The sequence below is a fragment of the Herbaspirillum sp. GW822-FHT03A08 genome, from assembly GCF_058801885.1.
In genome coordinates this window covers 415,465-429,346 of record NZ_JBXANR010000003.1, presented here as the reverse complement: position 1 = coordinate 429,346, position 13,882 = coordinate 415,465, and the positions used below count along the sequence as shown (strand labels likewise).

Here is a 13,882-nt window from a genome sequence, read left to right as displayed (position 1 = left end):
TTATTTCCGGTGAGATACGTACGAGACAATCAAAGCATCAGGTGCTCATCAAGCGTTGACGCGAATCGAGAAATCGACGCCGATGCCGCTCCACCATTCCTGCTCTTTCTGCATCCAGTACGACACGGTCGGATGATCACGTACCCAGTCGCGTTTGATTTCCAGATCGATGCGATTTTTCATCTTCAGGCGAATGTCATCCCAGTCCAGGGTGATATGCGAGTGCATGAACATCACCGCCAGACGCAAAGCCAGCACCGCCTTGGCGAAGTCGGCATCGGACAGCACCTCCCCGATTTTGCGCAGATTGCCTTTCTGGCCGAGGATCAGTGTGCTCATCACGCGCTGCTCGCGGGTAGTGAAGCCGGGCAGATCGGCGTTGGCGATCAGGTAGGAAGAATGTTTGTGATAGCTGCTTTGCGACACGACCAGACCGGCTTCGTGCAGCAAGGCGCTCCAGTTCAGGTACTTTGCGTAGACCTCGTTGCCGGGCTTGAGCATTTCGAAGAAACCAAGCGCCGTCTCTGCAACCTGACGCGCGCGCAACTCGTCGATGTGGAAACGGCGGCTGAAATCATCCACGGATTGTTCGCGGCGATCACGCTGCGTGGCGCGCAACTGCAAGTCCCACATCACACCCATGCGCAAACCGGCTTCCACCGGAGTGATCACGGAGATGTTCAGTTCCTGCATCAAACCGATCAACACGGCCAGACCACCCATGATGACTAGCGCGCGGTCCGACTTCATGCCGGCGAGCTCGATATTGCCGGCATGACCGAAGGCGATCAGGCGCTGCTTCAGTTCTTCGACGCTGGCCGGTGTGACGCGACCATCACCCATGCCATTGCGGGCAATCGTATCGGCAATCGCGCGCATGGTGCCCGACGATCCATAGACCTTGCTGCGATGCTGTGCGCCGAATGGTACGACAGCGTCTTCCACGTGCGAGCGCGCCGACAGAATGGCGCGTTCAAAGGATTCTTCATTGATGACGCCGTCCGGGAAAAACGCCTGACTCTGATTCACCGTACCGATGCCGAAGGACTCCACGCGCTTGATATCACTACCGCGACCCAGAATGACTTCGGTGGAACCACCTCCGATATCGATCACCAGACGATCTTCATCCGGCAGCGCCAAAGCACCGGCGACCCCCATGTAAATCAGGCGCCCCTCTTCCTCGCCGGAAATAATTTCCACCGGATAGCCGATGGCGCGCTCAGCGTCGGGCAAAAATTCGTGTGCATTTTTGGCCACGCGCAAGGTATTGGTGGCCACCACGCGTACCGCATCCAGCTGGTAATCGCGCAAGATCGTGCGGAAACGCGCCAGGGAATCGACCGCGCTGGCAATCGCCTGCGGCGTCAGCTTCCCGTTCTTGTCCAAGCCGGCTGCCAGGCGAATGGGGTCGCGCGCGCTCTTGATCACGCGTATCGAATCGCCCTCATGCTTGCCTATGTGCATACGGAAGCTGTTGGAACCAAGATCTACTGCTGCAAACATTCAATCCCTTTCAATCGGGGGTATTACCGGAAATTATTTAGCAAATTTTTAAAAATGCTGACGAACTGACACAATAGTTGCCTAGCATGACAGTTTCATGACATCCGCACGAATCTGACAACACGTCGCCAAAGACCTTCTCGTTATCTTGAAAAGCCTGCAAATACACGGCCTTGCATACATCAGGCAACACAAACATGCTCGCGGTCAACGGTGAAATAAGGTCTAATAGCGCCAGCCCTTATTTTAACGATTTAAACATGCCCGGTATTCTTTATCTCGTGCCCAATACTCTGGGTCCGTCCGACACAGTGGACGGCGACGTGCTCGCCTCCATCCTGCCGGCCGAAGTGCAGGCGCTTGCCGCCCGCCTCGATTATTTTGTTGCGGAAAACGCCAAGACCACGCGCGCCTTCCTGAAACTGATCAACGCCAATTATCCCTTGGCCAAACCTTTACAGGAAATCAAGATCGCCGAACTCAACGTCAACACCGAAGCAGCCGCATTACCGGTCTTGCTGGCGCCATTGCTGGCGGGACAAGATGCGGGATTGATTTCGGAAGCCGGCGTACCGGCAGTGGCGGACCCCGGAGCCAATCTGGTTCGACTGGCGCATCAGCAAGGCATACAGGTGCGTCCGCTGGTCGGTCCCTCGTCCTTGTTGCTGGCGGTGATGAGCAGCGGCCTGAACGGTCAGAGCTTTGCCTTCAACGGCTATCTGCCGACCGACGCGGCGCAACGCGCCAAGCGCATCAAGCAATTGGAAGAACGCTCGCGCCAGGAAAAGCAGACGCAATTGCTGATCGAAACCCCCTACCGCAACGGCGCCATGCTGGAAGCGCTGGCCAATGCCTGCAACGGCACCACGCTCATCAGCGTTGCAACCGATCTGACGCTGGCCAGCGAAGCCATCAGAACGCAAACGGCGAGCAGATGGAAAAGCGATATCGCTGCCGGCAAGACACCCGACTTTCACAAGAAGCCAACTGTGTTCTTGCTGCTGGCAGATTAAGCCGTCGCAAACACATCACTCCTTGCGGCCGACACTGGCGGTGATCCAGTCGGCGATGCGCGTCACCACCTCCAGCTCGATACCGTTATAGCCGTGATAGGCCATGGCCTCGCAAGGATCGCCCTGGCTTGTTCCACCGCGCACGCTGATCAACTCCTTTTGCGACACCGGACTGAGCGCATCCATCAGGCGAGGGATGTCACTGAACGCACACAGCTTGCATCCGTCCTGCTCGTGGTGCACGACCAACACAGGAATACGCAAGCGCTGGAGTTGCATGTCAGGCACGGCGCGGCCGCCTTTGTTGTCGCGCAGAATGGTCGACGTCAGCACCAACCCGTCCGGCCCGCCATTGGCGCGGTCTAGCTGCGTTGCAATGAAAGCTGCGGATTGCGTACCGCGGCTGGTGCCGATCAGCCAGACGGGCATTCCTGCCGGCTGCTGCCGTAGCCACGTCATCACCGCCTTGATGTCTTCCACATGCTGGGAGGTCTGGCGAAAGCCGCCGAGAAACGGAAAAGATTGCCGGTCTGACGGCGCATCGACGACCGCGACGGCAAAACCGTGCTCGACAAACAACTGACGCGATCGCACGAGGAAGTTACCGCCACCGCCCTTGAAGTCGCCCTCGGCTGAAATCTGTAATCCACCCTGCCCGCCGGCAAACAGAATCACTGTCGCGAGCGGATGCTGCGGAACCAGATAGACAAAGCGCTGCGTGACGCCGGGACGCGTCGGCACGTCGACCACCTGTCGGGAAAATTGCACCGCCGGATTTATCTGCGACCACGCCGTCTCGACGACGAGCGGTGCAAGCAACAAGCTCAGGATGAGCGCTTGAAACGCACGCTTGGCTACACGCCAGACGATAGAGATCAGATTTCCCGGGTGTCTGATTGCATGCATCGCCGTCTCCCGCACTCGATTGTCATTACCGATAAAAAAAGGCGACGAAGCCGCCGCCTTTTTAATTTTTTCCTGCGAACAAATTACCGCAGTTGAATCGCGCCGCCAGACAGCATCGACTTGGCGACGCCGCTGCCGACCGCCACGCCGAACTTCTTCAGCACGCGCTCAGGCAGACCTTCGGTCTGTGTGTAGTCGACCAGATCTTCCGCCTTGATCACGTCGCGCGCCACGCTGTCGACGGTGCCGTAACCATCGGCCAAGCCCATCTCAACCGCTTTGGAGCCGATCCAGAACAGGCCGGAGAAAGTTTCCGGCGTTTCCTTCAATCGCTGGCCACGACCCTTGCGCACGGCATCGATGAACTGCTGGTGAATGTCGCTCAGCATTTGTTGGGCATATTCTTTTTGCTTGGCGTTTTGCGGGCTGAACGGATCCATGAAACCCTTGTTCTCGCCGGCAGTCAGCAGACGGCGCTCAACGCCCACCTTGTCCATCAGACCGGTGAAGCCGAAGCCATCCATCAACACGCCGATGGAACCGACGATGCTGGCCTTGTTAACGTAAATCTTGTCTGCCGCCGCCGCGATGTAATAACCGCCGGATGCGCACATTTCTTCCACCACCACGTACAGCGGCTTCTTTGGGTATTCCTTGCGCAGGCGCACGATCTCGTCGTTGATCATGCCGGCTTGTACCGGGCTGCCGCCGGGGCTGTTTATCTTGAGAATGACCCCCATCGAATCGTCGGCGGCGAATGCCTTATCCAGCGCCGGGATGACGGCTGCTGCCGAACCGCGGCCTTCGGCCTCGATGGTGCCGTTGATTTCAACCAGCGCAGTATGCGTGCCGACCGGCTCCGCATCCGACTTGGTGTAGTTGAATGCCGACCAGATCACGAAAACAAACACGGCCAGCCCGGCGATTTTGAAGAAAATGCTCCAGCGGCGGCGCGCGCGTTGCTCCTTGACGGCGAACAGCGCCAGCTTTTCCAGCACGTCGCGTTCCCAGCCGCCCTTCTTGTCATCGGCTGAGGCCGATGCGCCGGTCGTAGGCGGGACGGCAGCCGGCGGCACCGGTGGCGGCGATTGTGGCGGTTGCGCCTGAGGATTTTCGAATTCGTTATTGCTCATATCGTCACTCTGATAGGCAGCCCGAAGAAAGCCAACGTGCCGGCTTCGGCTGCCTGGGTTCCCGCATGGCTTATGCCAGCGCGGGCCTTACATAGTCATCGGGCGTCCAGAAGATGCCGCCGTCTTTCTCAAACACCATGATCTTACGCAAACGCGCGCCGCGGCAAGGACCGCCTTCGCATTTGCCGGTGTCGGGGGCATATACGGCGCCATGGGTAGCGCACATGATGTATAAACCGCTGGACTCGAAGAACTCGCCTTCGGCCCAGTCGAGTTCAATCGGCACGTGCGCACAGCGATTCAGATAACCGTACACAGCGCCGCCATAGCGCACCACGAAGCCGGTGGCATCGTCACCGTGCACCGACACCGAAAAACGCTTGCCCTTGCCGCCTTCTTCGATATCTGCCGAATCACATACCGGAATCGCCACTTCGTCCATTGGAGGTTTCCCTGGTGTTTCTATGCGTTGCTACGCGTTTTCATTGAGCCACTGATGCAGTACCTTGATCGAACCGGCGCTATACAACGGGTTCAGCGCCTGCAACTGCTCGACCGGATGCGCGCCGAATTCTACCGCAACCCCGGCCGCACCTGCATTAATGGCCATTTGCAGGTCATGCGTGGTGTCGCCGATCATCAGTGTGCGGCTCATCTCCTGCCCCAGCTCGCGCGTGAGTTCTTGCAGCATGGCAGGATGCGGCTTGGAAAAAGTTTCATCGGCACAACGCGTGGCATCGAACATCGACAGCAGCTTGGTGCTGTTGAGCGCGCGGTTCAGGCCGACGCGGCTCTTGCCGGTAGCGACCGCCAGAAAATAGCCTTGCTGCCCGAGGTCGTCCAGCATTTCTTTGACGCCGTCGAACAGGGTCAGATCCTTGTCCTGTCCGAGATAGTGATGGCGATAGCGCTCCACGATGCGCGGGTAATACTTGGGATCGACATCGGGAATCGCCGCCTGCATGGCATCCTGCAAACCCAGGCCGATCACGTAGGAAGCAGCGCTTTTGTCGGGAATGGGCAAACCCAGATCGCGGGCGGCTGCCTGAATGCACCTGACGATGGTCGACGTGCTATCCATCAGCGTGCCGTCCCAATCGAACACGATTAAATCAAATTGCTTTCTTGCCATGTTTCACTTTTCAACATAATCAAAATGGGTGTACGGGTGGCTGGCCATCGTACTGATCAGGAGGTTTCCGCCCCGGTGTCAGTTGCATCCAGGCTTTTCAGGAAGCGCTGGCATTCCGGCGGCAGACCTGCCTTGAGTGTCACCGTCTTGCCGCTGTCCGGATGCGTGAAACTGATCTGGTGCGCATGCAAAAACATGCGCTTGAAGGCGGCGCGTTCGCCGTCCGCCTTCTGCAATGCTTTATTCAGCGTGAAATCGCCGTACTTGTCGTCGCCGACGATCGCAAAACCGCTGGCCGACAAGTGCACGCGTATTTGGTGTGTGCGGCCGGTTTTCAGTTCCGCTTCCAGCAAGGCAAATTCACCATAACGGCGAATCAGCGAAAACACGGTATGCGAAGCCTGGCCGTCTTCCTGCACCCGCACGCGGCGTTCGCCGTCGGCGGTGCTGTATTTGTGCAGCGGCAGCTTGATATGCTGGCGCGCATTCTTCCAGTCGCCGTGCACCAGCGTCAGATAACGCTTGTCAGTCAGGCCGTCGCGGATCTGCTCGTGCAGGTTGGTCAGCGCAGAACGTTTCTTTGCCAGCAACAAAATCCCCGACGTATCGCGATCAAGGCGATGCACCAGCTCCAGAAATTTGGCGTCCGGACGCGAGGCCCGAAGTTGCTCGATGACGCCATAACTGACGCCCGAGCCGCCATGCACGGCAACGCCGGCGGGCTTGTCGATCACCAGCAGATGATTGTCTTCCAGCAATATTTTAAACTCTGCGCCGGGGGCGACTGCGGCAGACGCCTTTTCGGCAATGCGGATCGGCGGCACGCGCAGGACGTCCCCGTCTTGCAGACGATAAGTCTGGTCGATACGGCCCTTGTTGACACGTACTTCGCCGGAGCGCAGGACACGGTAGATATGGCTTTTGGGCACGCCCTTGCAGACGCGCAAGAGGAAATTGTCAATGCGTTGACCGGCTTCCTCTTCCGAAATCGTGAGCAGCTGGACTTGCGGCGAAGCAGGTGCAGATTGGGTAGACGCTGGTGATTCAGGCTTTTCAGGCGTCTTCCCAGAAAATCTCGCTAAGTCCTTCATTTTGAATATATAATCGCTCGACGCTGGTCAGAAAACCGGTGTCAGTGTAAGAATAAAAAAGACCATTCTACACAGAGGCGTCTTCATCAGCCTCGCTAATTTGCAAATTTGATGGGGGGAACCACGAAAAATCGCAGCATGCGGCGACAGGGTCCTGTCGGCAAGCCTCGTACACCCTACGAAGACATTGTGGACGCGACATTTCTCCGCGCGGATTGGACGGTTCCTCAAAAACGTGTACGCATCATCCCTGCGCGAGTCCAGTTTGCACCGCAGTTGCAATCGGATAACGCACTTGGATGTTGAACAGATGTGCTTGGATTATCAGGATAAAGTCTGGCAAGACCTTCAGTTGAAAAACGAAGTGCTTGCCGGTTGATGCAGTTGAACCCGATTCGCCGATTTGCCAACTTTTAGAAAAATGCTTCGTTTGGCTCTTAATGACAACTTACCGTCCACAGCGACCGTGACCGCCTCATGCGGAACGGCAAGCGTGGATACGGAGTTGCTCGGCTTCCCGGTTCACCGCATCCGCGCCCCGTTGTGCATGAGTGCCGCCGCCATCAAGGCGCACTTCACACACTAAGGCAATTCCCTCCCCCAATCACTTCGTTCTCGCGTACATCCTTGTACTTATGGCGTACTTTTAAAAAGCGCCATTACGGCCTCAGTGCCACGGAGTGAAACATGAAACGTATGTTGTTCAACGCTACGCAGCAGGAAGAATTGCGCGTAGCCATCGTTGACGGTCAAAAACTGATCGACATCGATATTGAAGCCACCGGACGCGAACAGCGTAAATCCAACATTTACAAAGGCGTCATCACCCGCATCGAACCTTCCCTGGAAGCCTGCTTCGTCAATTACGGCGAAGAGCGCCACGGCTTCTTGCCGTTCAAGGAAGTTGCCCGCACCTACTTCAAGGAAGGCATTGATGTCCGCAACGCTTCCATCAAGGAAGCCCTGCGCGAAGGCCAGGAAATCATCGTCCAGGTTGAGAAGGAAGAACGCGGCAACAAGGGCGCAGCCCTGACCTCGTTCATCTCCCTGGCAGGCCGCTACCTGGTCCTGATGCCAAACAATCCGCGCGGCGGCGGCGTCTCCCGCCGTGTCGAAGGCGAAGACCGCCAGGAACTGCGCGAAACCATGGACAAGCTGGACCTGCCAAACGGCATGTCCGTCATCGCCCGCACTGCAGGCATCGGCCGCAACGTCGACGAACTGCAATGGGACTTGAACTACCTGATGCAACTCTGGCGCGCCATCGAAGGCGCCGGCCAGTCCGGTTCCGGCGCTTTCCTGATTTATCAGGAGTCCTCGCTGGTGATCCGCGCGATCCGCGATTATTTCCAGCCTGACATCGGCGAAATCCTGATCGACACCGACGACATCCACGAACAAGCCCAGCAGTTCATGGCGCACGTGATGCCGGACATGGTTCACCGCGTCAAGCGCTACCACGACGACGTGCCGCTGTTCTCGCGCTTCCAGATCGAACACCAGATCGAAACCGCCTACTCGCGCACCGTGCCGCTGCCATCGGGCGGCGCCATCGTGATCGACCATACCGAAGCCCTGGTTTCGGTCGACGTCAACTCGGCCCGCGCCACCCGCGGTTCCGACATCGAAACCACCGCGTTCTACACCAATCTTGAAGCTGCCGACGAAGTGGCCCGCCAATTGCGCTTGCGCGATCTGGGCGGCCTGATCGTCATCGACTTCATCGACATGGAAAACGCCAAGAACCAGCGTGAAGTCGAATCCCGCCTGAAAGACGCCCTGCACCACGACCGTGCCCGCGTCCAGATGGGCAAGATTTCGCGCTTCGGTCTGATGGAACTGTCGCGCCAGCGCCTGCGTCCGTCGCTGTCCGAAGGCAGCCACGTGACCTGCCCGCGCTGCAACGGCACCGGCCACATCCGCGATACCGAATCGTCCGCATTGCAAGTCCTGCGCATCATCCAGGAAGAAGCAATGAAGGAAAACTCCGCCGCCATCCACGTGCAGGCACCGGTCGATGTCGCCGCTTTCCTGCTCAACGAAAAGCGCGGCGAAATCCTGAAGATCGAAACACGCCACCGCGTGACGGTCATCATGATTCCGAACAAGCATCTGGAAACGCCGCACTACAAGCTCGAACGCATCAAGCACGACGATCCGCGCCTGGACGACGCGCAAGCCAGCTACGCCATGGCCGAACAAGCCGAAACCGACATCGGTTACAGCAAGCGCCAGAAGGAAGACGTCAAGCCGCGTCAGGAAGCCGTCGTCAAGGGCATCACCCCTGACCAGCCTGCTCCTATCGTCGAACGCAAGGTCGCCGCTCCGGCAGAACCGGTACCGACGCTGGCGCCGGAATCGGGCTTCTTCAGCAAGATCTGGAGCTTCTTCCGCGCCAAGCCGGCAGAACCGGCTCCTGTCGTCGCCCCGGCCGAAACCAAGACACCGCAAAAGCGCGACCACGCCGACCGCAACAGCCGTAACCGCAATGGCCGCAACCGCAACGGCCGCAACCGCAACGAGCGCGAAGAGCGTGACGGCGCAGCGCCGGAGAAAAATGCCCGCGAAGAGTCCGGCAAGCAGGACGTCGAAGGCAAACCAGCACGTCCGCCGCGCCCGCCACGTGAACCGAAGGAAGCACGTGAACCACGCGAGCCACGTGAATCGCGCGAAGGCGCAGAAGGCCGTGGCGACCGCGAACCGCGTGAATCGCGCGAGCCTCGCCAACCACGCGAAGGCCGTGAAACCCGCGAGCCGCGCGAAGGAAGCGAAGCACGCGAACCGCGTCAGCCACGCCAGCCGCGTCCACCACGCGAAGAACGCAAGGATCTGCCGAAAGCTGACGAGGCATTGCCATTGGAAGCCGCACTGGCAACCGGTGTCGCAGCCGTCGCGGTTGAAGGCGCCGAATCCGCACAAGTCGTCGGCAATCAAGTCGAAGGCGCGGCTGAAGAAGGCGAACCACGCCGTCGTCGCCGTCGCGGTGGCCGCAACCGTAATCGCCGTGATCGCGAACAAGGCGATAACGTCGGCGGTGAAAACGCTGAAGGCGAACTGGCCGATGGCGAAGAGCCGGCTCCAGTTGCAGCACAAGCGGCAGCACCGGCTGACGATGCAGCAGAACGTCCCTGGTACGAAAAAGCACCCGCAGCACCCGCAGCACCTGCAGCACCGACAGCACCAGCAGTGGTGAATACGGCTGCTGAAGTGGCAGTTCCCGCAGTTGCTCCTGTTGCAGCTCCTGCCGCCGAGCCTGTTGCAGCAGCATCTGCAGCTGAAGCAGCCCCGACACCTGCACCTGCTCCTGTTCAGGAACCAGTCGCGATCGCTGCAGAAACGCCTGCTGCTCCGGCGCCGGTCGCTACTGCTCCGGTCATTGCAGAACCTGTTGTTGAAACCGCGCCAGTCGCACCTGCCCCGGCTCCTGTCGTTGCAGAAGCACCGGTAGCTGCTACGGCACCGCAACAAATCAGCTTGCTGCCTGAAGCAGCCGCTCCGGCAGCCGTGGAACCGGCACCGGTTGCAGCTGCTCCTGCGCCGGCTCAGGCAACCGCACCAGCCGCCAACGGCAAGCAGCAATGGAATGACCTGCATGACATGCTGTCGTCGGCCGGTCTGACCCTGGCAAGCACCGATCCGGAAAAACTGCGCGCCGCCCAAGCTGCCGCAGCCCAGATCGTGCCGCCGGCACGCGTCCCGCGCGAACGCAAGCCATTGCCGCCGCAATCGACAGAGCCTCTGGTTCAGGTCGAAACCCGTCGTTGATGCACTCGCGTCGGCATGCACTGATGCCGACGTTGCACCAGAATGAAAAAAGGGAGTGAAAACTCCCTTTTTTCTCGTCTGCTGTTTCGGTAATAAAACAAGCTAAAGGCCGCTCACGCAGGACAATTGCCGCAGTCGGCGTTTTTCCCGCCAGAAACAAAAAATACAGCCAAACTATACGCTGTGCCTTGTTGCGGATATTGGTTCTGTACACTGTCTAATCCCTTGCCTCGTGCTATCGTAGCGAGTATGAACAAGCGCATCATCCCCATCTTCGACGAACGCCCGATCGGCGGCTTCGCAGCCATTCCCGCGCTGCTGGAAGCACCGACCGGCTTTCTGAGCGATGCCCTGATGCGTCCGCTGCACGACCTGCGCATTTCGGTCACCGACCGCTGCAACTTCCGCTGCGTCTACTGCATGCCCAAGGAAGTGTTCGACAAGGACTACAGCTTCCTGCCGCACTCCTCTTTGCTGTCTTTTGAAGAAATTACCCGTCTCGCCACACTGTTCGTCGCCCATGGCGTTGAAAAGATCCGCCTGACCGGCGGCGAACCGCTGCTGCGCAAGCATCTGGAACGCCTGATCGGTATGCTGCATGCAATCAAAACGCCCGATGGCCGCGAACTCGACCTGACCCTGACTACCAACGGCACCCTGCTGGCGCAAAAAGCGCAGGCCTTGAAAGACGCAGGCCTGAAGCGCGTCACTGTTTCGCTGGACTCGCTGGACGATGCCAACTTCAAACGCATGAACGACGTCGACGTATCAGTCTCGCAAATCCTGCATGGACTGGAAGTCGCCCACAAAGTCGGCCTGGGTCCGATCAAGATCAACATGGTGGTCAAAAAAGGCGTCAACGATCACGAAATCCTGCCGATGGCGCGGTATTTCAAGAACTCGCCGTTTGTCCTGCGTTTCATCGAATACATGGACGTCGGCAGCTCCAACGGCTGGCGCATGGATGAAGTCGTGCCTTCCAGCGAGGTGATCGCGCGCATCAACGCCGAGATGCCGCTGGAAGCGATCGACGCCAACTATGCCGGCGAAACTGCACAGCGCTGGCGCTACAAAGACGGCAACGGCAAGGGTGGCAATGAAATCGGCGTCATCTCCAGCGTGACGCAGGCTTTCTGCCAAGATTGCAGCCGCGCACGCCTCTCCACCGAAGGAAAAATCTACACCTGCCTGTTCGCCAGTGAAGGCCACGACCTGCGCGGCCTGTTGCGCGGGGAGCGCAGCGATGCAGAAATCTCTTCCGCTATCGCCAGCCTGTGGCGCCAGCGCGGCGATCGCTATTCTGAACTGCGTAGCGAGAACAAGGACACATCCACGACATCGATGCCGCAAGTCCGTAAGGTGGAAATGTCGTATATCGGCGGGTGATGGCCGTGTCCATCGCCGCCCCACAAATTACGGGACTGGTACTGGCAGGCGGACGCGGCAGCCGTATGGGGCACGTCGACAAAGGTTTGCAGACGTTTCATGGCAAAGCGCTGGCGGCACATGCGTTGGAATGCCTTTCTCCGCAGGTTGACCGCCTCGCCATCAATGCCAATCGCCATGAAAACGACTATGCAGCGCTTGGCGCTGCTTTTGACGCCCCGGTGTGGAAGGACCTGCTGGCAGACTTCCCCGGCCCGCTGGCAGGGCTGCACAGCGGCCTGACGCATTGCGCTACCGATTACCTGGCTGCCGTACCGTGCGATTCGCCGTTACTGCCCGCTGATCTGGTTGCCAGACTCGCTGAGGGACTGGAACAAAACAACGCCGATGCGGCGCTTGCCGTTACCGGCCTTCATGACCAACAACAGCGCCATCCGGTGTTCTGCCTACTGAAAAAAACGCTGCTGCCTTCGCTGACGCAATTTTTGCAAGACGACGGCCGCAAGATGGAACGCTGGTTTGCCTGTATCCGTACCGCCGAAGTCCACTTCGATGACGAAGCAGCCTTCAGCAACGTCAACACCTTGCAAGAACTGCAGACCTTGGAATTGAGTTGGAATCGAACGGCAAAATCGAAAAACTGGAATCAGAATAAATGACTCAACTCTCCCTGTCCGACATCGTCAGCTGCGTTTCGGGTTACGACCCCGACGCCATGACCGTGCCGCAAGCACAGAAGATCATCCACGACTTCGTACAGCCGATCGAATCGGTCGAGCAAGTCGCCATCCGCAGCGCTCTTGACCGCACGCTGGCGACCGACATCGTCTCCACCATCGATGTGCCGGCCAACGACAATTCCGCCATGGACGGTTACGCCCTGCGCGGCGACGATCTGGCCGACGGTAAAACATTGAATTTGCGCATTGTTGCCAGTGTTCATGCCGGACAGCGCTTTGACGGTGCCGTCGCCAGCGGCGAATGCGTACGCATCATGACCGGTGCAGCCATGCCTGCCGATTGCGATACGGTGATCCCACAAGAATTTACCGAGAACGCCGACGATACGTCCGTGACCATTCCTGCCGGGCGCGTACGCCGCGGCGACAACCGCCGTCTGCGCGGAGAAGATTTGCGCGATGGCCAGGTCGCGCTGCGCGCCGGCAAGATCCTGCGTCCGGCCGATATCGGCTTGCTGGCATCTCTGGGCGTAGCCGAAATCGGCGTCAAGCGACGCCTGCGCGTGGCGTTCTTTTCCACCGGCGACGAATTGCGTTCCGTCGGCGAGCCGCTTGAACCGGGCTGCGTCTACGACTCAAATCGCTACACGCTCTACGGCATGCTGACGCGCCTGGGTTGCGACATTATCGACATGGGCGTGGTGAAGGACGATCCGGTTGCGATGGAGGCAGCGTTCCGCAGCGCCTGCGAACATGCCGACGCCGTCATCACCTCCGGCGGCGTGTCGGTCGGCGCCGCCGACTACACCAAGCCGACCATGACGAAGCTGGGCGACATGCTGTTCTGGAAAATCGGCATGCGTCCGGGCCGTCCCATGGCCTTCGGCCGCATCGCCTCGCAAGGCCGCGGCGCCTATCTGTTCGGCTTGCCCGGCAATCCGGTGGCAGTCATGGTCAGCTTCTATTTCTTCGTGCGCGACGCCTTGCTGCGCATGTCGGGCGCCAACGCCAGTCCGCTGCCGCGTCTGAAAGTAAAATCCTTGTCCGCCATCCGCAAGAAACCGGGCCGCACCGAATACCAGCGCGGCATTCTGGCGGCTGGCGATGACGGCGAATGGAAAGTGCGGCTGACCGGAGCCCAGGGTTCTGGCATCTTGCGCTCCATGTCGGACGCCAACTGCATCATCGTGCTGGACGATGCGCAAGGCGACGTGACCGCCGGCGATGCGGTGCAGGTCGTACTGTTCGACGGCTTGACGTAAGGAGAGCC

At 59.1% G+C, this 13,882-nt stretch carries 11 protein-coding genes; 5 read left to right on the top strand and 6 right to left on the bottom strand.

Annotation, left to right across the window (positions count from 1 at the left end):
• Positions 1-48: 48 nt before the first annotated feature.
• Positions 49-1,506 (bottom strand): Ppx/GppA phosphatase family protein, encoded by a 1,458-nt coding sequence (locus AC1RN6_RS11140; protein WP_493005293.1) that lies wholly within the window; start codon positions 1,504-1,506, stop codon positions 49-51.
• Between the two features lie 260 nt (positions 1,507-1,766).
• Here AC1RN6_RS11140 and AC1RN6_RS11135 point away from each other — a divergent pair, with 260 nt between their 5' ends.
• Entirely contained in the window at positions 1,767-2,519 is a 753-nt protein-coding gene (locus AC1RN6_RS11135) for an SAM-dependent methyltransferase (RefSeq protein WP_493005291.1), read from the top strand.
• A 15-nt stretch (positions 2,520-2,534) separates the two neighbouring features.
• On the opposite strand, the gene AC1RN6_RS11130 is transcribed toward AC1RN6_RS11135, so the two are convergent.
• The 5 genes from AC1RN6_RS11130 to AC1RN6_RS11110 form a co-directional block, all read right to left on the bottom strand.
• A complete protein-coding gene (locus AC1RN6_RS11130; protein ID WP_493005289.1) occupies positions 2,535-3,425 on the bottom strand; it encodes an alpha/beta hydrolase in 891 nt (296 codons plus the stop codon).
• A gap of 83 nt (positions 3,426-3,508) precedes the next feature.
• A complete protein-coding gene (locus AC1RN6_RS11125) occupies positions 3,509-4,558 on the bottom strand; it encodes a S49 family peptidase (RefSeq protein WP_493005287.1) in 1,050 nt (349 codons plus the stop codon).
• Positions 4,559-4,628: 70 nt separating this feature from the next.
• Positions 4,629-5,000: a Rieske (2Fe-2S) protein gene (locus AC1RN6_RS11120; protein WP_493005285.1), complete on the bottom strand. Its 372-nt coding sequence runs from the start codon at positions 4,998-5,000 to the stop codon at positions 4,629-4,631.
• Positions 5,001-5,030: 30 nt separating this feature from the next.
• Complete coding sequence (locus tag AC1RN6_RS11115) at positions 5,031-5,690, bottom strand: HAD-IA family hydrolase (RefSeq protein ID WP_493005284.1); 660 nt, start codon at positions 5,688-5,690, stop codon at positions 5,031-5,033.
• 56 nt (positions 5,691-5,746) lie between these two features.
• Positions 5,747-6,781 (bottom strand): RluA family pseudouridine synthase, encoded by a 1,035-nt coding sequence (locus AC1RN6_RS11110; RefSeq protein ID WP_493005282.1) that lies wholly within the window; start codon positions 6,779-6,781, stop codon positions 5,747-5,749.
• 687 nt (positions 6,782-7,468) lie between these two features.
• Between AC1RN6_RS11110 and AC1RN6_RS11105 the strand changes: the two genes are divergently transcribed.
• From AC1RN6_RS11105 to moeA, 4 genes are all read left to right on the top strand, one after another.
• On the top strand, positions 7,469-10,546 hold the full coding sequence (locus tag AC1RN6_RS11105) for an Rne/Rng family ribonuclease (RefSeq protein WP_493005280.1): 3,078 nt from the start codon (positions 7,469-7,471) through the stop codon (positions 10,544-10,546).
• Between the two features lie 249 nt (positions 10,547-10,795).
• Positions 10,796-11,932, top strand: coding sequence for a GTP 3',8-cyclase MoaA (moaA, locus tag AC1RN6_RS11100; RefSeq protein WP_493005279.1), 1,137 nt, complete (start codon positions 10,796-10,798; stop codon positions 11,930-11,932).
• The gene (gene mobA, locus AC1RN6_RS11095; RefSeq protein WP_493005277.1) at positions 11,932-12,591 is read left to right on the top strand and encodes a molybdenum cofactor guanylyltransferase MobA; all 660 of its coding nucleotides are present in this window, start codon (positions 11,932-11,934) and stop codon (positions 12,589-12,591) included. Before moaA ends, mobA begins: the two co-directional genes overlap by 1 nt.
• Positions 12,588-13,874 (top strand): molybdopterin molybdotransferase MoeA, encoded by a 1,287-nt coding sequence (gene moeA / locus AC1RN6_RS11090; RefSeq protein ID WP_493005276.1) that lies wholly within the window; start codon positions 12,588-12,590, stop codon positions 13,872-13,874. Before mobA ends, moeA begins: the two co-directional genes overlap by 4 nt.
• Positions 13,875-13,882: the final 8 nt, after the last annotated feature.

Bases quoted from the DNA above. Each gene is read 5' to 3' on its own strand.
- AC1RN6_RS11140 (WP_493005293.1), bottom strand. From the start codon at position 1,506: ATGTTTGCAGCAGTAGATCTTGGTTCCAACAGCTTCCGTATGCACATA.
- AC1RN6_RS11135 (WP_493005291.1), top strand. From the start codon at position 1,767: ATGCCCGGTATTCTTTATCTCGTGCCCAATACTCTGGGTCCGTCCGAC.
- AC1RN6_RS11130 (WP_493005289.1), bottom strand. From the start codon at position 3,425: ATGCATGCAATCAGACACCCGGGAAATCTGATCTCTATCGTCTGGCGT.
- AC1RN6_RS11125 (WP_493005287.1), bottom strand. From the start codon at position 4,558: ATGAGCAATAACGAATTCGAAAATCCTCAGGCGCAACCGCCACAATCG.
- AC1RN6_RS11120 (WP_493005285.1), bottom strand. From the start codon at position 5,000: ATGGACGAAGTGGCGATTCCGGTATGTGATTCGGCAGATATCGAAGAA.
- AC1RN6_RS11115 (WP_493005284.1), bottom strand. From the start codon at position 5,690: ATGGCAAGAAAGCAATTTGATTTAATCGTGTTCGATTGGGACGGCACG.
- AC1RN6_RS11110 (WP_493005282.1), bottom strand. From the start codon at position 6,781: ATGAAGGACTTAGCGAGATTTTCTGGGAAGACGCCTGAAAAGCCTGAA.
- AC1RN6_RS11105 (WP_493005280.1), top strand. From the start codon at position 7,469: ATGAAACGTATGTTGTTCAACGCTACGCAGCAGGAAGAATTGCGCGTA.
- moaA (WP_493005279.1), top strand. From the start codon at position 10,796: ATGAACAAGCGCATCATCCCCATCTTCGACGAACGCCCGATCGGCGGC.
- mobA (WP_493005277.1), top strand. From the start codon at position 11,932: ATGGCCGTGTCCATCGCCGCCCCACAAATTACGGGACTGGTACTGGCA.
- moeA (WP_493005276.1), top strand. From the start codon at position 12,588: ATGACTCAACTCTCCCTGTCCGACATCGTCAGCTGCGTTTCGGGTTAC.